Source organism: Pseudomonas mandelii (assembly GCF_024138395.1).
In the GTDB taxonomy this organism is placed as follows: Bacteria; Pseudomonadota; Gammaproteobacteria; order Pseudomonadales; family Pseudomonadaceae; genus Aquipseudomonas; species Aquipseudomonas mandelii_E.
In genome coordinates this window covers 475,974-493,650 of sequence record NZ_JAMYDU010000001.1, presented here as the reverse complement: position 1 = coordinate 493,650, position 17,677 = coordinate 475,974, and the positions used below count along the sequence as shown (strand labels likewise).

The window sequence follows — 17,677 nt, the reverse complement described above, 5'->3', positions numbered from 1 at the left end:
AATATCTGGGCATTCCCCGCTGAAACCAGCCTTCCCCCTCTGTCCTGTTCCAACACGTTTATTACGAGCGGCCATGACCTCCGCTGCCGATCATCCAGTCGCGCCCAGGGCGACACCGTACGCGACTAATCTGAAGAAACAGAGGAAAGGTCCCGGCGAGGTCTCATTATGGTGGACAAGAGCAAGATCGTGCTTGCCCTAGGCGAGGAGGACATCGCCCTGCCGGCCTTGGTGAACAGGGCGCTCGCCGCCAATGAACGGCTGAAATACCGGTTCGCCCTGTTGCAGGCGGCTCGCTCCCATGCGCGACAACCAGACTTGCCTTTTTCCTCACTGCACGTTGAGCGTTTGGCCTGCGGTGTGGATAGTGTAGAGCTGGATACAGTGGTCGGCAGTGCCTTGCAGGAGAATGGCCGTTATCGCATCCCTTATGCAGAGGGATTGGTCTGCGGCATCGTCGAGGACATGCAGGAAATGCTGGTGCCGCTCGGCCTGCTGGCAAGCGGCGAAGCTGGGAGCGGCGAAGAGGCGCAATTCACTACGCGACTTGCGCGTCTGTCAGAACGGGTCCAGCGTCCCGCCGACGACCTGCTCGACGACCAAGCCCTGGGCCTGCTGACCTCCGGCGACCGCGAAGCTGGTGACAGCTGGCATCTGCTGGTGATGGATGCGCACAGGGTGCTCAACCAAGTGCAAAGCCGGCTCGCCGCGGAGCATCTAGAAGGGGCGGCGGTCTACAACATCGACGAGGCGGATCGGGATGCGGTACGCGCGTTCATGGCCGGCCTCCACCGGACGGCGCCGCTCAAGTTCAACCATCCCGGCCTAGGCACCACGGTGACCCGTTCGGGCGACACCCTGATCATCCAGAACGACATCGGCACCACCGACGCCCATGTTCTGGTGGTGCATGTGAGCGTGGACGAGGTGACCGTCACCTACACCGATGTCCACCATCAGCGCCTGCAGTTCTTCCAAGGCTTGTTCGATGGCGTCGAAGTCGACTGGGAAGGCGCCCGTTCGCGCAAGGACCCGACCATGGAGGATGGACTCTATCATCTGTGCATTGGTCGCTTCCGCTCCGCCCAGCGCGACAAGCTGCTGCAGTTCCTCGACCTGTTGGGCTCACGGCTGGTATTCCTGATCGACTGGAACAAGGCGCGCAAGCAGCTCAAGGCGTTCCTGCCGAAAGAGGAGACGGTCGCGCTGCTGTCCTGGGCGGCGAAGAACGGCTATGGGCACATGGCCTTCCTGCTCTGCGGTGGCCAGCAGTTGCTGTACGACACGCTCAAGTCGGCCGGTCGCGGCAGCCTGCGTTATGGCGAGCAGCTCCATCAGATCATCGGCCTGCCGCAGGCGCGCCAACTGCTACAGTTCGTGCTTGCAGCCTGCAGCAATGCCCTGCTCGCCGGGCGCTCCCAGGCGTTGGTGTACGACGAGCTGCAAGCCGAGTTCTTCAGCTACTTTCGCAGTGCTGAACAGGACCTGTTCGACGCCGTGGTCGAACACGCGGCCTACACCGTCGAGATCGCCGAAAGCCTGCGCGACGCCTGGCTGCAACTAGGCATCGCCGACTTCAACCAGTGCCTGGCGGCCCGCGCCCTGCGCGCCAGGGACTGGGAGCGGCGCGCCGACGACTTGGTGCTGCGCGTGCGCGAGACGAGCCCGCACGTCGAATGCGGTGAATTCATGCTCCGGCTCGCCAGCTGTGCCGACGACGTCACCGATGAGCTGGAAGAGGCAGCCTTTCACTGCTCGCTGCTGCCGCGCAGTCCGTTGGCACACCCGGCCGCTTCTCCGTTGGCGGCACTGTTCGCGCTCGCCCTGTCGGCGACTCAGGGATACCTTAAGGCACTGGTCACGGCGCAGGCGCTGGGGCAGGGAACGGCGCGCGAGGACATGCAGGAGTTCCTTCAGGCGGTGTACCGGGTAGTCGATCTGGAGAAGATGGCCGATGACACTCTGCGCCAAGTCCGCCATGCCTTGCTTGCCGAGGAAATCGAGGCGCGCGAACTCTATGTGCTCGACGCCATCGCCGGCAATCTGGAGCGCGCGACCGATGCCCTCAGGCACACCGTGCAGATGCTGCGGGATCAGACGCTGGCCCGCGCGGCCCTATGAGGAGTGCCCATGAACGACCTACCCCTCACCCAGCAGATCTTCCATATCGGTGCCGGCGAGGCGGCACCGGCGGCCGGCGCCGATCGGCTCGGGGTCAAGGCCTGGAACCTCGCGGGCATGGCCGCGGCCGGCCTGAGGGTGCCGCCAGCCTTCGTTCTCACCACCGACTGGTACCAGGCCTGGCATCAGGCGGGAGGCGCGCTGCCGACGCTCGGCGGTGCGCTGGTGGATCACATGCGCTGGCTGGAACAGCGCAGCGGCAGCAGCTTCGGCGGCCTCCGCCGGCCGCTGCTGGTGTCGGTGCGTTCCGGCGCGCCGGTGTCCATGCCGGGCATGCTGGAGACCCTGCTCAATATCGGACTGTGCGACGCCACTACCGCAGGGGTGCTGCGCACCACCGGCAACCCGCGCCTGGTGTGGGACTCCTACCGGCGCCTGGTGAGAAGCTACGCGGAAGTGGTGCATGCCGCGCCGGCGGACAGCTTCGAAGATCTGACCGTCCAGCATCTCGCCGCTGCGGGGGTCGCCACCCCGGCGGAGTTCGACTTCCACGCGCTGCGCGCGCTCACCCGGGAGAGCCTTGAGTTGTTCCGTGCGGTAACCGGCCAGGAGTTCCCGCAGAATCCGCAGGACCAGCTGCAGGGCGCGGTACTGGCGATCCTCGGATCCTGGGACTCGGGCAAGGCGGCGACCTTCCGCCGGCTCAACGACATCCCGGAAGGCCTCGGCACTGCGGTCACGGTGCAGGCGATGGTGTTCGGCAACAGCGGCGGCACCTCGGGCTCGGGGGTCGCCTTCAGCCGCGACCCCGCAACCGGCGAGAAGCGCCTATATGTCGACTTCCAGTTCAACAGCCAGGGCGAGGACCTCGTCTCCGGCCGCCACGCGCTGGGCGACCTGGACCTGTTCGAGCGCTGCATGCCGACGCTGGCGGCCGAGGTGCAGGAGGCCGCCACGGTGCTCGAGGCCGCATTCGGGGACATGCAGGAATTCGAATTCACCATCGAGGAAGGCGTGCTCTACCTGTTGCAGACCCGCTCGGGCAAGCGCACGCCCTGGGCGGCGGTTGTGGTAGCGGTCGAGCAGGTGCGCGAGGGCCAGATCGACCCGGCGCGCGCCCTGGAACGGCTCGCGGGTCTGGACCTGGAGGCTGTCGGCCGCCGCCACTTGGCGCTGCGCCCCGGCGACATGCCGCTGGCGCATGCCCTGACCGCCAGCCCTGGGGTCGCCAGCGGCTGTATCGCCCTTAGCCTGGCCGCGGCGCAAGCATTGCACCAAGCCGGTCGGCCGGTAATCCTGGTGAGGACAGAGATGGCGACCCAGGACCTCGCCGGTATCGCCTTGGCCAACGGCGTGCTCAGCGTGCGCGGCGGGCGCACCGCCCACGCGGCGGTGGTGGCACGGCAGTTGGACAAGGTCTGCCTGGTCGGCTGCAACAGCCTGCACGTCGAAGCCAAGCGCGGCTACCTGCAGTTCGCCAACGGCGAGGTGCTGGCCGAGGGCGAGCTGATCACTCTGGACGGCGACAGCGGCGAAGTCTGGCGCGGCGAGTACGAGACGCTGATCGAGCGACCGGAGGCTTGGCTGGCCGACCTGCGGCGCTGGCGCGATGGCCCGAGTAGGTAATCCCCCCGAATCCGGAAGCAATAACGCTGGTTTCGTAGTTGGCGATAGGGCCGCCGATCACGCAAGCGGCAATCAGGCCGACAGTATTGCTGGCGATGCCCAGTTCATGCGCGTATTGATTCCCAGCTTTTCGACGAAAATCGGTGCCCAGGCCAGAGTGGTGCTCACCCCTCCCGTGAGGGAAATAGAACCCACCATCAAACCCGCCTTGGGATCGAGTCCAAATGCCTCGGCCAAACCCATGCCCAGTGCGTTCTGCCCATCTGAATGACCGTTTTTGGCCGATAGGAGCCGGTAGCTACTAGGGGAATTGAATGAAGTCGAGTTTCAGGCATATGCCGGCGGAAGCCGTATTGCCACTTGCCCCCAGCATCTTCTGATTTCTTTAATGATGCCGCTGTCACCCAATTTGCTCGTAGAGACCTCACATACCGACAGATGCTCTAACAACCATTTATCTGTCCATCCCGCCCATTCACCTGCAATGGATTTGAGGTTTCCCTCAAGTGCCGGGAAAACTTCACCCCACAGGATGCTGTGAATTTCTTGTGGCAAATAGCCTGTTTCCAAGACTACGCGAGCAACATAGTCAAAAGTCGAGTCGGTGATCCCAGTATCGAGAAAAAACTCTGAAAGTACTTGCCAGATCTTCAGGCGGTTTGCGTCGACAGTTTCCATGCAATATCTCGTAGCTTGGCGGAGTCCAGCGGCCAGAAGGTATAGTAGCCGAAAGTGTTCAGACAGATATTCGCCGCCAGGACGGGCAGCAACCGACCCTTAGTTGCCGTTGATCAATAGCGGACGTTTAGAGTAGTGAAAATAAATCCGTCCCCTTTTTCCGGCCATCACCGGCGCGGCAAACTCGACCCTGCCGGTATCGTCGCGGGTGATGGACGACATGTTGGCGATCTCCCATACCATGGCGTCGCGCAATGGCGCGAACAGGTCGTCGGCATGCAGGCCGGCGGATGCCAGCGCCAGAGCGATGGCAGGCGCCAGGACGCGCGTCAGGAGCATCACCGGCTTCACAATGAGTCCTCCGCCTGAAGAATAATTGAATCGTATGGCCGGCGGACTGGCTCGGCAACCCGGGAGTGCCGGCGACCAAACCAGGCTGCGGCGACTGCCTGAGAAATATCGCAACCTGAGCAGATGTTTGTAACTTAACGGATTGCCGCTGACATAGGCGTAGAACCTATCCCTCAAATTTATCGTCGCATCCGTGCGGATTCCATCAAGGCATTTGCAGCACTCTGCCGAATAACCCTGCAAAGTTTTTCCACCGCTGCATTATTAATGCATGTATTGGAATTCAATATAATTCTATTCATGTCATCATCTGAGACAGTCGCATCGATATGTCGTATCGCCCAATTTTGAAAGTTAGGGTGTGTTTTTGCAAGTGCGACAAATGTACTGAACTGATCCCATCTTTAGGCGAAGAGGTTCGCCACGGCTTCAGAGTAGCCCTCGCCCAGCTCACCATAATCACAAGAAGCGAAGACTCTCTGATGCTTAAGAAGGGAAGACCAATCTCCGCGCGCATCAACTAACAAAGACCCTGCTCGGCTATTCATCTCGGGAGGGCAGTTTCCGTACGTCGAAGCCTGAGAGAATTGCACCACATCCCAATCCAAGTCCGAACAACAAGACCAAGAAGGTCAGGGAGCGAACGCATACAAATCTGATGAAAATCATGATTTTAGCCCTATCGATCACACTACTGTTGCGTACTAAACTAATGTCTCCTCATTGGCCATTTCTGCCTGTCGCGAAGGGCCGCAATCGTCAATTATTGGCCAATAACTTGCCCAATTTTAGGCTCCGAGCACGAAATGGACAATTAGCGCATTCAGGCGCGAATAGCTTCGAATTCAATTGGGTCTGGATGGCGCAGTCGGGCGGCTAGAGATTCCTCTTCTTCTTGAGAAATAAAGGCTTGGACAATTTTCGGGATACTTCGAGGCCCAGCCTGGTAGTTCATGGCAACACACTGCCGACTGAACAGGGCCTCAAGAAGTGAATAATCTGCGGGTAGTAGGGCGGCATGGATTAATGCCACTTCACTTTTCAGTGCAAAACTGAAGTCTGCTTTAGGCGGTAGCCAAGATAGATCTCTAGCGACGCGCACGTACTCCCTTGTCACGAACGAAGAGACATCGGCGTAGGCAAGTGAGGATGGCTGTGCAAAATGAAGTACCTGAGCAATCCCCGAAGCGCCGTTTTCCAATCGAACCACGCAGTAAGGCTCACCACCGCCTGTAGCCGCAAAGGGAAGAAAGGTCCGACCTTGCTGGTCATCAGGATTAAGCCACTCATTGATTTCTCGCTCAGCCTGTTCGGCATCAAGCCATAGAAAATCTTCAAGGCTACTCAGTGCTGCCGTTCCTGTATGTGCGATTCCCATTAGAGTCGCGAGGCGTTCTGGAAACTCAATGTCAATTGATCGCGCAAGCCTTTGAAAGGCCTTAACAACTGCAACGTCTTGTCCATAATTCAAAGTGACAGGCTCTCCGTATCAGATAGCAGGGCAGTCAAAGGTTTGGAATTTTTCGCAGCTTTCCGGCCGTTCTCAAAACGTATCTTAGGCTGTTGAGACGAGTATCAACAGACGAGAGACTGCCGATTGGCGGTGCCAATCACTCTGAACTGAATGTCTGCTTCTTGCCGTTTTCTGCCTGTTACGAAGGGCAGCAGGTCTCCAACTCTCGCAGATCGAGGTCGGTCACGATTAATTTCATCAGGGGTGATGTTGGGCATTTTCCTCGTCAAAGTGGCTTGGGATCATATGCACGCCAGACGCTGTCTACAGCGGATAGGCCAAGGGGGAAACCATGACAACGCATAAATTAACCATTAAAGACTTGCAGTTGAACGTTTCAATCCGCGGCCAAGGCTCACCGCTGCTCTTGCTCAACGGCCTGGGTGGTTTGATCCGTACCTTCGATCCCCTGCGCGATGAACTAGTGGACTACAAGACCATTACGTTGGACGTGCCCGGGGTCGGCAAATCGCAAATGCCCCGCTGGCCGATGCGTCTACCGCGCCATGCCGACCTGATCGCTGAGATGCTCAAGCAATTGGGAATCGACCAGGTCGATGTGTTCGGCGTGAGTTGGGGCGGTGCGTTGGCGCAAGAATTCGCCCTGCGTTACCCGAGCATGGTGCGTCGACTGATCCTCGCGGCGACCTCAGCCGGTCCGGCAATGCTGGTGAAGCCCGCCGACATCCTGGATTTTTTTGGCAGGAGCAAAAGCGCCAAACTGCGCAAGCAAGAAGGCTCGCGCAATTCAATACAGACGCTGCTGCGCTTCGGTGTGGTGAACGGCATGATCACGGTCAACCCGCGGACCTATTACCACCAGTTCACCGCCTTGGTCGGCTGGACCAGCCTGCTGCGGCTGTTCCGTCTGCGCCAGCGCACGCTGATTCTCACCGGCGAACGCGACACCCTGGTGCGGCTGTACAACGCGCACATCCTACGCCGCACCATCCGCCGTGCCGAACTGCATGTCCTGCAGGGCGAGGGGCATTTTTTCGTGGTCACCAGCGCCAGGCGAACCGCCGAAGCGATACGCGAATTCCTCTGCCAGCAGCACGGCGGTGAGAGCCCGCGCGGATGATCGCCAACGACATGTTCAACCCACGCCTGCTGCAATCCGAGCTTGCCTAAGGTCGTGCAAGCTCGCTAGCAGGCCGTCTTTAACGCAGTATTGCCAACGCAGATAGTTTTTTAACGGCCTGTTAGCTTCGTGCCCCCTACGTAAAGACACTCCCATAGGGAAAAGGAGACAGATTTATTACCCCTCCCAAACGACTGCTTTTGGCCGATTTCTGCCTTTCGCGAAGGCCCGCAACCGACCCAAAGCGGACAGTGTCAGAAAGCACAATTAGCCAAGGGTGGTTGGGAACATCACTGACAGATTGTGAGGCGCAGGCGTATAAATGTGGATTAACGACAGCTCTGGGTTCGCTTGGGATTTGAATGGACGATCTTTCCGATATTGAATGTGTAAACCTCACGGTGACCAAGCGAGAGCTTAGGTATCTCATTGCATGTGGGCCAGCTCTCGCGCAGCACATTCCGTCCGAATCACTCCCTACATATTGTGGAATGACGAAAGACGAGATCATCGCCGTAACACTGAAGCTGAGGGCGTTAGCGGATAGCCTGGGCGTAGACATGTGATCAGCATCGTTAATGACGTTGGATTGCGATCTTAGAGACATGCTGTCGTGCGCTGTCCAGCGTCCGTTTCTGGCCGTTTTCTGCCTGTCGTGACTGGCGCAAAACGACCCATAGCTGTCGATCAATACCTGGCAAATAGCGACCAGAAGGTACCAGTGGGAGGCCTCTCTAACCTGCTAGGATCCCAAGAGCCGAAATGGTACTCACCAAATTCGATATACATCATCACTCTGAGTACTTCTGCGCGCTTTCTCGTGCGTTACTGATATAGATCACCGAACCCAACTTGGGCGAACAAACTATAGTTGCTTGCGCCCAACAAAATAAAAAACAACGCTGAGCAGGAAGAACACTATGCCGGCGATGATCAAGCCGTACAAAAAGTAATGCTCACGGAACGTTAGATATACAACCGATCCGTGCGTATCCAGCGGGTAGATTTTTCCACTTTGAGGATCCGGTGTTCTCAGCCCGTGAGCATCAAAGTACTTCCAGACAAAAAATGAAGAAAACCAAAAACCTAAGGCCAGTACTCCCACGACGAGTTTAAGTGAATTCACTCACCAGCCTCCCAGATTTTTGAACGTCCATTTTCACCATGGTTTATCCACGTGTGACCGCTTTTGGCCGATTTCTGCCTTTCGCGAAGGCCCGCGATCGGACCCTAAGCAGCCGCTTGCAGATCATCCCCCCGGGCCGTTCACGCTCATTCTTGATCCATAACCTCGGCAACCCCCTGATCCTCACCCAGGAATCCGCCACTCTGGTGGTGCCACAGCCGTGCATAGATGCCATTCCTGGCGAGCAATTCGGTGTGGGTGCCCTGTTCGATGATGCGGCCATCATCCATGACAATAAGTCGATCCATCGCCGCAATCGTGGACAGCCGATGGGCGATGGCGATGACGGTTTTGCCCTCCATCATTTCATCGAGGCTTTCCTGAATGGCCACTTCGACTTCCGAATCCAGCGCGCTGGTAGCCTCGTCAAGTAGCAGGATCGGGGCGTTCTTGAGCATCACTCGGGCAATCGCGACGCGCTGGCGCTGGCCGCCCGAAAGCTTGATGCCGCGCTCGCCCACCAAGGTGTCGTAGCCGGTGTGACCTTGCCGGTCGCTCAGTTGGCTGATGAACCCATCAGCTTGAGCATTCGCCGCGGCGCTGCGGATTTGCGCGTCGGTCGCGTCGGGACGGCCGTAGGCGATGTTGTCGCGAATGGAACGGTGCAGCAGGGAAGTGTCTTGGGTGACCATGCCGATGGCGCCGCGCAGGCTATCTTGTGTCACGTGTGCGATGTTTTGACCGTCGATGCGAATCTCCCCGCTGTCGACGTCATAGAAGCGCAGCAGCAAGTTGATAAGCGTGGATTTGCCGGCGCCAGAGCGGCCAACCAGGCCGATTTTTTCGCCCGGGCGAATGCTCAGGCTCAGGCCATTGAGCACCTGGCGTTCGCCATTGTAATTGAAGCTCACATTATCGAAGGTTACTGCGCCGCCAGAGGTCACTAGCACGCCCGCACCCGGAGCATCCTGCACCTTGGTGCCCAGGGTCAGCGTCGCCATGCCATCCTGTACGGTGCCGATGCTCTCGAACAGCGAGGTCATTTGCCACATGATCCAGTGCGACATGCCATTGATACGCAACGCCATCGCGGTGACTGCCGCCACGGCGCCAGCGCCGACCTCACCCTGGTGCCATAACCACAGCGCATAACCACCTGCTGCCATGATCAACGCCACCGCCAATGCCTGGTTGACGATCTCGAACTGGCTGACCAGGCGCATCTGGCGGAAGCCGGTTTGCTTGAAGTCCTCCATCGCTGCACGCGCGAAGTGCGCTTCTCGATTGGAGTGGGAGAACAGCTTCACCGTAGTGATGTTGGTGTAGGCGTCCGAGATACGCCCGGTCATCATCGACCGCGCATTGGCCTGTTCCTGCCCGACTGCCCCCAAGCGAGGCACGAAGTACAGCATGGCCAGCCCGAACAACACGATCCAGGCAACGAAAGGCAGCATCAGTTTCAGTGCAAAGCCGCCGGCCAGTGCAATGATTGCGATGAAATACACCCCGATCCCGGGGGCGATTTCGATGAGGGTGAACAGCACGTCGCGCACGGCCAGCGCAGTCTGCATCACCTTGGTGGTGACCCGGCCGGAGAACTCATCGGAAAAAAACGAAAGGCTTTGCCGCAGCATCAGGCGGTGGAAGTCCCAACGCAGCCGCAACGGCAGATTGATCGCCAAAATCTGGTGCTGCACCATGGTACGCAACGCCACCAGTCCGATGCTGGCCACCATTACGATGCCAATGCCCCACAACACGCGACTTTCCTGCGCGGCCGCATCACCACCTGCCTGCCAGGTCGAGAGCAGATCCACGACCTGCCCAAGGAAAGAAAACAACCAGGCTTCGTAGATCGACACACCGGCACTGAGCAGCGCAAACGCAAGGATATAGCGGCGGGCGCCCCGAGTGCACGCCCAAAGGAACCGAGCCAGGCCTTCGGGTGGCGGTGGTACCTCGTCGGGCGGGAAGGGGTCGAGTCTTTGTTCAAATGCGCGAAGCATGGTGGTCTCCGAAACGATCAAGTTAAGGGGATTCTGCAAGAAATGTAAAAGGTATTCGCTCAACTGATCTCTAATGGTCGCCTCGTCAGTCGCAGAGCCAGATCCGCAGCCGCCCCAGCTCGCCGACGTTGCCACTCGGTTTTTGAAAACCAATGTCCCGGCCAGCACTTCGCAATGGGAAGCCGTTTTTGCCCGGCTCGGGCTCAAGTTGACGACTGAGGCGACCGGCTGCTGCGGCATGTCCGGCACCTTCGGCCATGAAACACGCAACCAAGGCCACTCACGGACCATTTTTGAGCAGTCCTGGGCCGGCAAACTGAAAGAAAAGAACGAGGCGCTGGCAACGGGATATTGCTGTCGCAGTCAGGTGAAGCGCTTTGCCAGCCTGCAACTGCGCCATCCATTGGAAGTTGTGTTGGAGTATCACTCGCGACCCACACGGCATTGCGAACGACTATGTCGTCGCCCGGTGGGATTCACGAATCGGAATTCGTTTGCGTCTGCTCTGATGACGCCTGTGTACCGGTTGTGTTCAAACAGTTCTGAACTGAAATACCGATTGAACTCGAATTGAAAATGTTGAGGAGACCGCGGCCTTCAAAAGCCAGCGGTCTCACATCGCCAATGCCCATAACCATTAACTGCCGATCCGGGTAATCGACTAGGAAACGGGATTGTTCACACGGCGGGTTGCTGATGGCGCCATTCCTGCGTGCGGCCGCCATAGCCGTAGGCTGTTGCGCGTGCATCGATGAGGTACACGTAGGAAATGTCATGTAGGTCTGGAAGTAGTTTTTTCATAGCGGAATGAACCTCAAGGAGAAAACGCGCTTTTTCTTTTTTTGTATTAGTCTCGTCAGTGATGCTGATAACAAGATGGAACGCGCTGCCCCCTGCTTGCGATAACGGTTTCCCTGCGATGAACCAATCCTCATTGGCGATATATTCGACGGTCGTTGCCATGAGTTCAGGCTGTTTGCCCAATACCTTGGCAGTGAGCTGATTGATAACAACCATAGCTTGCTGACCCAAGTTGGGATTGCGTGGACCCGACAGTTTGAGCGAGATCGAAGGCATGGATTGTCCTCTCAGGTAGATGGCGGCGGGCAAGTACTTAAGACGCGCGGTCAATACATCGCAAGCGCGAATTTGATAGTGCGTGTAGCGCACTTGCCACGTCGGTTTGTCATTTGTTCGCGTCCAGCACGACGCGGTATCGGGCCTTGCCACTGCGCAAATGATCGATGGCTTCGTTAACTCGGCTCATGGGGAATATCTCCACCTGCGGCAGGATATTATGACGTGCGCAAAATTCCAGCATGGTTGCCGTGTTATTGGGCGAACCGATCGGTGAGCCGGACAAGCTTTTCTGTTGTGGTATCAGGTTGAAAACATGTACTGGAATAGCGCTCGGCACGATGCCTACAAAATGCAGTCGGCCTTTGCCGCGCAGCGTTTCGAGCATGGCCGGCCAGTCGAGATCCGCGCTGGCGCTAACTAAGAGAAAATCCAGGGTGCCGGCAATGGCTCTCAGTGCATTGCTATCGGTCGAGGCAATCACGTTGTGTGCACCCAGACGCTTGGCTTCGTCCTGTTTGTTCAAGGTCGAGGTAAAGGCCGTGACTTCGCACCCCCAGGCGTTAAGGAAGCGAAGTGCCAGATGACCGAGGCCACCAATGCCCACTACGCCGACGCGGTCAGTGGGTTTAACTTCGAATTCCAGAAGTGGATTGAAGACCGTCGAGCCAGCGCAGAACAGTGGCCCGGCCATGGCAGGGTCGAGTTCTTTCGGTAACGGAACAGCCCAGGCCCAGTGCGAACGCAGGTAATCCGCAAAGCCACCGTTGCTACCAATGATGGTGGGTTTGACAGTACCGCATAAGTGGTGTGAGCCACCGATACACGAGGAGCAATGCATGCAACTGCCCTTGTACCAACCAATCCCCACGCGTTGCCCTACGTCGAGCCCGCGCACGTGCGTACCCATGCGCACGATGCTGCCGACCACTTCGTGACCGGGGATAAAAGGATATTGGCTCAGCCCCCATTCGTTATCGATCATCGACTGGTCAGAGTGGCAGACGCCGCAATACTCAATAGCGACCTCTACCTCTTCATCTCCCAACGGACCGGGATTATAGCTATAGAGCTCCAGTGGAGCGCCGGCCGCCATAGCAGCCCAACCGGTGAAAGAGTCGAGTTCGGTGCTAGTACTCATCGAATACCTCCAAATCAGGAGAAGGTTTTGGCTGTGATGCCTGGTACGAAGTTTGGGCGCCGACACAAAGTCCCGTTTGATTCAGGGCGTTGCGTTTTCAGCCTCTTGAAAAATCAAAAACTGCATCTGCAAGACGAAGCCCTGCTTTCAGCTATGCAAAACATTGCATTCGACTCCTTCAAAAAAGCGTGAAAACTATTTCGATTCCTCACCCAAGGTGCCGGTGTAATGCGCCAGGCGTTTCTCAACGTCGGCTTTCGTCTGCAATCCAAGCTCCATCAATTGCTTGATCCGCGCCTGCGCCGCCGGACGTTTCACTGAACCGATGAAACCTTCCCATTCTGAGGCGATGGCTTCATTGGGTGGAAGGCTGGCCGCGTCGACCAGTCTCTTGATGTCGGCAATTGACTGTTTGTCGAACCGGGCGATGCGGCGAGCCATGGTGTCGACGAATGTGTCGAGTTCGGCATCGGGTAGGGCGCGATTGACGTAGCCATAACGCTCGGCGAGCTCGCCATTGATGTCATTGCCGGTCAAAAGGACTTCCAGTGCCCGCCCTCGTCCCATCAGCCGCGGCAGGCGAGCCATCGGGCCACCTCCGGGAACCAGTGCGGCGCCGATTTCCCATTGCGACAAAATGGCTTTTTCTCGGCTGGCGAAGCGCATGTCACTGGCCAGGGCGAGTTCGCTGCCGACGCCAGTCGCACGGCCTTGTATCGACACAATCGAGACCACTGGCGCCTTGCTTAATCGCACCAGCATGTCGGGTAGCGGTGGCAGGCCGGTCGGCCCATTGGGCATGCTGGTTGTATCAGTCAACGGCGGCACGAAATCATAGTGGGTCAGGTAGAAATCCGGCACGTCACTGTCGAACACCACGACCACCAGTTTCGGATCGGACTCGATGGCCGTCACTACCTCGTTCAACTGCGGCATGGTTTCCGGCCCGTAGATGTTGTACGGAGGGTTGTGAAACGTGACACGCCAGTACTGGGGTGTGACCTTCGTGAGCTTGATTTCCTGTTTAACCGCACTAAGGGGGGAGTCACCGGCGAGTACCGCACCTGATGACGCCGCGCAAACGAAGATCAATGCAGCCGTAAGCAACTGAATTCTCATATGAATCTCCATGAGATTTGCCTAAAAGCATGCGGGTCCCCGCTTGAGCGGTGCGCAGCCTGCGTAGTAATTGAAGCGCGCTAAAACTCACGCCCCTTCGCTCGATTCCTTCGCGAGTAAATACATGCATTGGTTTCGTGCATAAGCGCTTTAAATCGGCTCGGCTGGGCACGATCGGCGGTAGGGGACAGGTGTCGACAGAGTTGTTCACGGTAGGCTGGTTGATCTATCCCGAATCACTCGGAAACTTTGGCTGACCGGAACATGTCGTCTTTTGTCGGCAGCTCCGACAATTCAAGCGTAGCAGCGTAACTTTACTTAGCCAGCCACCACGTCTTGGCAATTGAGCCCACATTTTTTCAATGTCGTGATCCTGGGCGCTTAAGCCAGTCTCCACGCAAAGCTATTAACGCGTTCGGCATGCGAAGGTGCCCAAGGGATCCTGAGGAGATAAACGGCAAGTAAAATTATGCCTATCATATTTACAGCAATAAATTATTATGATCATAATTCCGCGGGTTTTTTGCGCTTGCGACCTCGTGTTAATGCGCCAGCCAGAAACCCAACAGATTGAGCGAGCCTCCCTCACGTCACCTTGGAAATAGCCATGAAACATCCTAGTCGTTCCAGTGGGTTGCTTGCCCTCCTAATCGGGCTTTGCGGCCTAGGTGAAATATCTACCCAGCTGCTGATCCCTAGCCTGCGAGACCTTGAGATGGGGCTTAACGCCGCGCCGGGTGCCTCCTTGGCGGCTTTATCAGTGTTTGTCGCTGTCTTTGGCCTCGGGCAACTTTTCTTAGGCCCGCTATCCGACCGCATCGGTCGCCGGCCGTTGCTGCTCGCTGGGGTCGCCATTTATGTGCTTGCTTCTCTATGGATGGCGTTTGCAGGGAATATGGCCGAGTTCATCGGTGGCCGAGCGCTTCAGGGGCTGGGTGCCTGCGCTGCGTTGGTAGTGGCGCGGAGCATCGTGCGCGATGTTTGGAAAGAGAAAGCGGGCCCGATAATGGCCATCACGGTGATTGGCATGCTCAGTGCGATCATGCTGTCACCGGTGCTTGGCGGGCTGATCGCTACCCACGCTGGAGGTTGGCGCACGGTTGTGTTCGCCACTGTATTATTTGGCGCACTTGCGCTGATCGCCTCGCTGTTCTTCAAGGAGACCAATCTGCAACGCGACCCACAGGCGGGTCGGTTGAAAACACTTTTAAGCAACTACGCTGTGTTACTTAAAAGCTCATCCTTGCGCAGCTTTTCCATGGCCATTACCTGCACCTATGGCGCGATGTTCTGCTTTATTGCCGGCTCCTCGCGGGTGTTCGTTGGGCAACTCGGCTTGAGCCCGACCCAGTATGGCCTGGTTTTCGGCGGTATCGTTTCGGGGATGATCGCTGGTGCGATTTTTACCAACCGTACGATCATGAAGTTCGGTCCGGAAAAAATCGTGGGTATCGGCACCAGCCTAGTTGCGGTTGGCGCCAGCCTGGGCCTGGTGCTCCATGAACTTAACGGCCCATCAGTGCTCGGCTTGATGCTGCCACAGATGGTGCTGACTCTGGGCGCGGGCATGGTCTTGCCGGGTTCGGTCGCTGGCGCGGTGATTCCCAACCCGACTCGCGCAGGGTTGGCGGCGGGCTTTATCGGTTTTGCCCAGATGGCTGGCGCGACTATTTCCGGCCTATTGCTCAGTCGACTTCAGGACGACTCGGCCTTGCCGATGGTCGCTCTGAATGCCGCCTTCGCCGTGGCCGGTTTCTTAGCCTTCCGGGTCATGCGCGCACGCAAGGCGCCCGCTGCGAAGGCCACACTTGCGGAGTAAGCCAGCAGTGGCGTTCAGTTCAGCTCGGTCATTCGGCCCGCACGATAAAGCCTGCTGCTTGCGATAGTGTCCAATAGTTCACAAAAAAATCCGGAGCCTTAAGGCTCCGGATTTTTTATGGAGTCACAACCGTGTGTGCAAGTGCAGCACGTTGCGTTTTACGTCATTCAAGATTTGAAACCTGCTGCTGACCACGGTGGTTTGCTCTGTGCAATGCAAACCCAGCGTAATTGGATTTTTGAACGGTTAGCCGATCACTGCCATAGGTACTAACCATGAAATGAGAGGCAAAAGGCCAAACTGGGTGAAGAGGCCCAGAACCCTAATTCAAAATTTAGTATCTGTTGCTGAATTGAATCATATATATGTATTTTATTGTATCCCGAAGAAACTTTTAAACATTGACTTACAAATACCCATTTTACCGATACATCAAGGATACAGGGCTACGGCTAAATGATTTCGCCCAAATGAGATCTGCCTGTTGAAGTAAACGTGGTTGCGCGTATGTCGCCAGAGATTTCTGGTTTCATCCGTTTTGCCTTTTACCTTCTAGAGGTTTTTCCCTTTCTGGCATGTCCTGCGCGGCTTGGTCGCGCAACAATATCCGGAGAAGTAATATGTCCCGTTCGTTCTCGAATAAAACAAGCCTCGGCTTGGCAGCTCTTGCCCTGTCCGGCATTAGCTTAGCGTCATCCGCCGCCTTTGCCGTAGAAGCATTGCCTCAGGGTTATCAACTAGCCGCTGCAGATAAAGCCTCGGAAGGTAAATGTGGCGAGGGCAAATGCGGTTCCAGTGAAACCAACGCCAAACCCTCGAAGGCAACCACCGCTGAAGGAAAATGCGGTGAAGGCAAGTGTGGCGACGCGATTTTCAATTCGATTGATACCGATCATGATGCTCGAGTCTCGCTTGCAGAGTTCCTGGTTGTTGCACCAGGCGCTCAAGCAGTATTTGCAAAAAAAGACACTAATAAAGATGGCTATATCGACGAAATGGAGTCTTATATTAGCGTCAAGGCCGCTTACAACGAAAATGGTAAAGAGCTGCCAAAAGGTCTATTTTCGACAAAAGAGTGATACTACTTTTTCGTGATATCGCCTCCGTCTTTTTCGGAGGCTTTTTTTGGTTAACTAGGCACGAATGATCACTCCTCCAAAACCTGTTGATGAATAAAGACGTTCTGCGCTAAATACGAGCGTTCAGAAGCCCCAAGCGTGAAACAAAAGGCACACTGTCTCCAATCTCAACGCATACCGCGCTGGGGTTGACCCATCGCTGCCGTTGACGCCGGTAGAAATCGGCCAGAAGCAGTCATTCAGAGAGAAGTTATAAGCAAGCGCCGACAAAATCGTTGCAAAGGGAGCACCTTCCAGCCGGTTCCATTTATCCAACCAATTTGCAGCATGGCCCTGCATAAATCAAACTAGCCAACCCGTCACTCTTCCGGAATCCGAAATGCCTGACATGTTGCTAAAGCCAGCTTTGCCTGGCGTTGCGCTCAGGCGATGGCGTCTGCTACACCGCGTAAAACAATCCCATGCCGCGGAGTTGTTCAGCGTCACCCAATCGACCATTTCTCGCTGGGAAAGTGGCGTACAGGCAATGGACCCCCTCGCACACGAAAAGCTTGAGCAATTGCTGGCCGCTCGCCTCGATGCAGCCGCCGATCAAGCGTTGGCTCGGCTGGTCAGGCAAAGCTCACGTCCCGTTCATCTCATTTGTGATCTGACGCATCGTTTGCTGGCTTGCTCCCCGTCGCGCGCAGCCCAATTCGCCAGCCCGATTAGCGAACTGCTTGGTCGTTCGCTATGGCGCTTTGCAACGCCAGGGATCATTAGCAAGGAGTTCGCTCTAGATGAATCGGGATGGCGGGAAGCTTTCGCACCACCAGCGCTGGAATTTATAACCGGCACCAATGACTCTCTCCTCGTTCCTATCAGCCAGAGCCTGTCGCTGGACACGTATCCCACTCTCAGACGGAACAGCAGCACGTTTGGTAGAGACGCTCTGACTGAT

Annotated in this window: 13 protein-coding genes and 3 pseudogenes; 7 read left to right on the top strand and 9 right to left on the bottom strand. The window is 57.0% G+C overall.

Annotated elements, in window-relative coordinates; translation table 11 throughout:
* The first annotated feature begins 168 nt into the window (after positions 1-168).
* Positions 169-2,121, top strand: a complete 1,953-nt coding sequence (locus NHU87_RS02210; protein WP_253545177.1) for a hypothetical protein — start codon at positions 169-171, stop codon at positions 2,119-2,121.
* Between the two features lie 9 nt (positions 2,122-2,130).
* On the top strand, positions 2,131-3,747 hold the full coding sequence (locus tag NHU87_RS02205) for a PEP/pyruvate-binding domain-containing protein (protein WP_253545175.1): 1,617 nt from the start codon (positions 2,131-2,133) through the stop codon (positions 3,745-3,747).
* Positions 3,748-3,784: 37 nt separating this feature from the next.
* Here the strand turns inward: NHU87_RS02205 and NHU87_RS02200 are convergent.
* From NHU87_RS02200 to NHU87_RS02185, 4 genes and pseudogenes are all read right to left on the bottom strand, one after another.
* Positions 3,785-4,005 (bottom strand): annotated as a pseudogene (locus NHU87_RS02200) (sodium/glutamate symporter); the annotation flags it as partial.
* A 69-nt stretch (positions 4,006-4,074) separates the two neighbouring features.
* Positions 4,075-4,425: a DUF7079 family protein gene (locus NHU87_RS02195; RefSeq protein ID WP_253545173.1), complete on the bottom strand. Its 351-nt coding sequence runs from the start codon at positions 4,423-4,425 to the stop codon at positions 4,075-4,077.
* A gap of 99 nt (positions 4,426-4,524) precedes the next feature.
* Entirely contained in the window at positions 4,525-4,776 is a 252-nt protein-coding gene (locus NHU87_RS02190; RefSeq protein ID WP_253545171.1) for a hypothetical protein, read from the bottom strand.
* An 823-nt stretch (positions 4,777-5,599) separates the two neighbouring features.
* Entirely contained in the window at positions 5,600-6,247 is a 648-nt protein-coding gene (locus NHU87_RS02185; RefSeq protein ID WP_253545169.1) for a hypothetical protein, read from the bottom strand.
* Positions 6,248-6,581: 334 nt separating this feature from the next.
* Between NHU87_RS02185 and NHU87_RS02180 the strand changes: the two genes are divergently transcribed.
* On the top strand, positions 6,582-7,370 hold the full coding sequence (locus NHU87_RS02180; protein ID WP_253545167.1) for an alpha/beta fold hydrolase: 789 nt from the start codon (positions 6,582-6,584) through the stop codon (positions 7,368-7,370).
* 865 nt (positions 7,371-8,235) lie between these two features.
* Here NHU87_RS02180 and NHU87_RS02175 read toward each other — a convergent pair.
* Together NHU87_RS02175 and NHU87_RS02170 are read right to left on the bottom strand one after the other, a co-directional pair.
* Positions 8,236-8,496 carry a hypothetical protein gene (locus tag NHU87_RS02175; RefSeq protein ID WP_253545165.1) on the bottom strand — a complete coding sequence of 87 codons (261 nt, stop codon included), beginning with the start codon at positions 8,494-8,496 and terminating at the stop codon, positions 8,236-8,238.
* A 146-nt stretch (positions 8,497-8,642) separates the two neighbouring features.
* Positions 8,643-10,502 carry an ABC transporter ATP-binding protein gene (locus NHU87_RS02170; RefSeq protein ID WP_253545163.1) on the bottom strand — a complete coding sequence of 620 codons (1,860 nt, stop codon included), beginning with the start codon at positions 10,500-10,502 and terminating at the stop codon, positions 8,643-8,645.
* Between the two features lie 145 nt (positions 10,503-10,647).
* On the opposite strand from NHU87_RS02170, the pseudogene NHU87_RS02165 reads away from it, so the two are divergent.
* A pseudogene (locus NHU87_RS02165) lies at positions 10,648-10,935 on the top strand (hypothetical protein); the annotation flags it as partial.
* A gap of 245 nt (positions 10,936-11,180) precedes the next feature.
* On the opposite strand, the gene NHU87_RS02160 reads toward NHU87_RS02165, so the two are convergent.
* From NHU87_RS02160 to NHU87_RS02150, 3 genes are all read right to left on the bottom strand, one after another.
* Complete coding sequence (locus NHU87_RS02160; RefSeq protein WP_253545162.1) at positions 11,181-11,579, bottom strand: tautomerase family protein; 399 nt, start codon at positions 11,577-11,579, stop codon at positions 11,181-11,183.
* A 109-nt stretch (positions 11,580-11,688) separates the two neighbouring features.
* A complete protein-coding gene (ahr, locus tag NHU87_RS02155; protein WP_253545161.1) occupies positions 11,689-12,720 on the bottom strand; it encodes an NADPH-dependent aldehyde reductase Ahr in 1,032 nt (343 codons plus the stop codon).
* 195 nt (positions 12,721-12,915) lie between these two features.
* A complete protein-coding gene (locus NHU87_RS02150) occupies positions 12,916-13,839 on the bottom strand; it encodes an enoyl-CoA hydratase/isomerase family protein (RefSeq protein ID WP_253545159.1) in 924 nt (307 codons plus the stop codon).
* 607 nt (positions 13,840-14,446) lie between these two features.
* Here NHU87_RS02150 and NHU87_RS02145 point away from each other — a divergent pair.
* The 3 genes and pseudogenes from NHU87_RS02145 to NHU87_RS02135 all read left to right on the top strand — a co-directional run bounded on the left by NHU87_RS02145 (position 14,447) and on the right by NHU87_RS02135 (position 17,672).
* Positions 14,447-15,658, top strand: coding sequence for a multidrug effflux MFS transporter (locus NHU87_RS02145; protein ID WP_253545619.1), 1,212 nt, complete (start codon positions 14,447-14,449; stop codon positions 15,656-15,658).
* A gap of 620 nt (positions 15,659-16,278) precedes the next feature.
* Positions 16,279-16,737 carry an HvfA family oxazolone/thioamide-modified RiPP metallophore gene (locus NHU87_RS02140; protein ID WP_253545157.1) on the top strand — a complete coding sequence of 153 codons (459 nt, stop codon included), beginning with the start codon at positions 16,279-16,281 and terminating at the stop codon, positions 16,735-16,737.
* Positions 16,738-17,116: 379 nt separating this feature from the next.
* Positions 17,117-17,672, top strand: a pseudogene (locus NHU87_RS02135) (helix-turn-helix domain-containing protein).
* The last annotated feature ends 5 nt before the right edge of the window (positions 17,673-17,677 follow it).

What these genes read in the sequence shown, in the direction of transcription:
- NHU87_RS02210 (WP_253545177.1), top strand. Translation starts at nt 169, where the DNA reads ATGGTGGACAAGAGCAAGATCGTGCTTGCCCTAGGCGAGGAGGACATC.
- NHU87_RS02205 (WP_253545175.1), top strand. Translation starts at nt 2,131, where the DNA reads ATGAACGACCTACCCCTCACCCAGCAGATCTTCCATATCGGTGCCGGC.
- NHU87_RS02195 (WP_253545173.1), bottom strand. Translation starts at nt 4,425, where the DNA reads ATGGAAACTGTCGACGCAAACCGCCTGAAGATCTGGCAAGTACTTTCA.
- NHU87_RS02180 (WP_253545167.1), top strand. Translation starts at nt 6,582, where the DNA reads ATGACAACGCATAAATTAACCATTAAAGACTTGCAGTTGAACGTTTCA.
- NHU87_RS02170 (WP_253545163.1), bottom strand. Translation starts at nt 10,502, where the DNA reads ATGCTTCGCGCATTTGAACAAAGACTCGACCCCTTCCCGCCCGACGAG.
- NHU87_RS02160 (WP_253545162.1), bottom strand. Translation starts at nt 11,579, where the DNA reads ATGCCTTCGATCTCGCTCAAACTGTCGGGTCCACGCAATCCCAACTTG.
- ahr (WP_253545161.1), bottom strand. Translation starts at nt 12,720, where the DNA reads ATGAGTACTAGCACCGAACTCGACTCTTTCACCGGTTGGGCTGCTATG.
- NHU87_RS02150 (WP_253545159.1), bottom strand. Translation starts at nt 13,839, where the DNA reads ATGAGAATTCAGTTGCTTACGGCTGCATTGATCTTCGTTTGCGCGGCG.
- NHU87_RS02145 (WP_253545619.1), top strand. Translation starts at nt 14,447, where the DNA reads ATGAAACATCCTAGTCGTTCCAGTGGGTTGCTTGCCCTCCTAATCGGG.
- NHU87_RS02140 (WP_253545157.1), top strand. Translation starts at nt 16,279, where the DNA reads ATGTCCCGTTCGTTCTCGAATAAAACAAGCCTCGGCTTGGCAGCTCTT.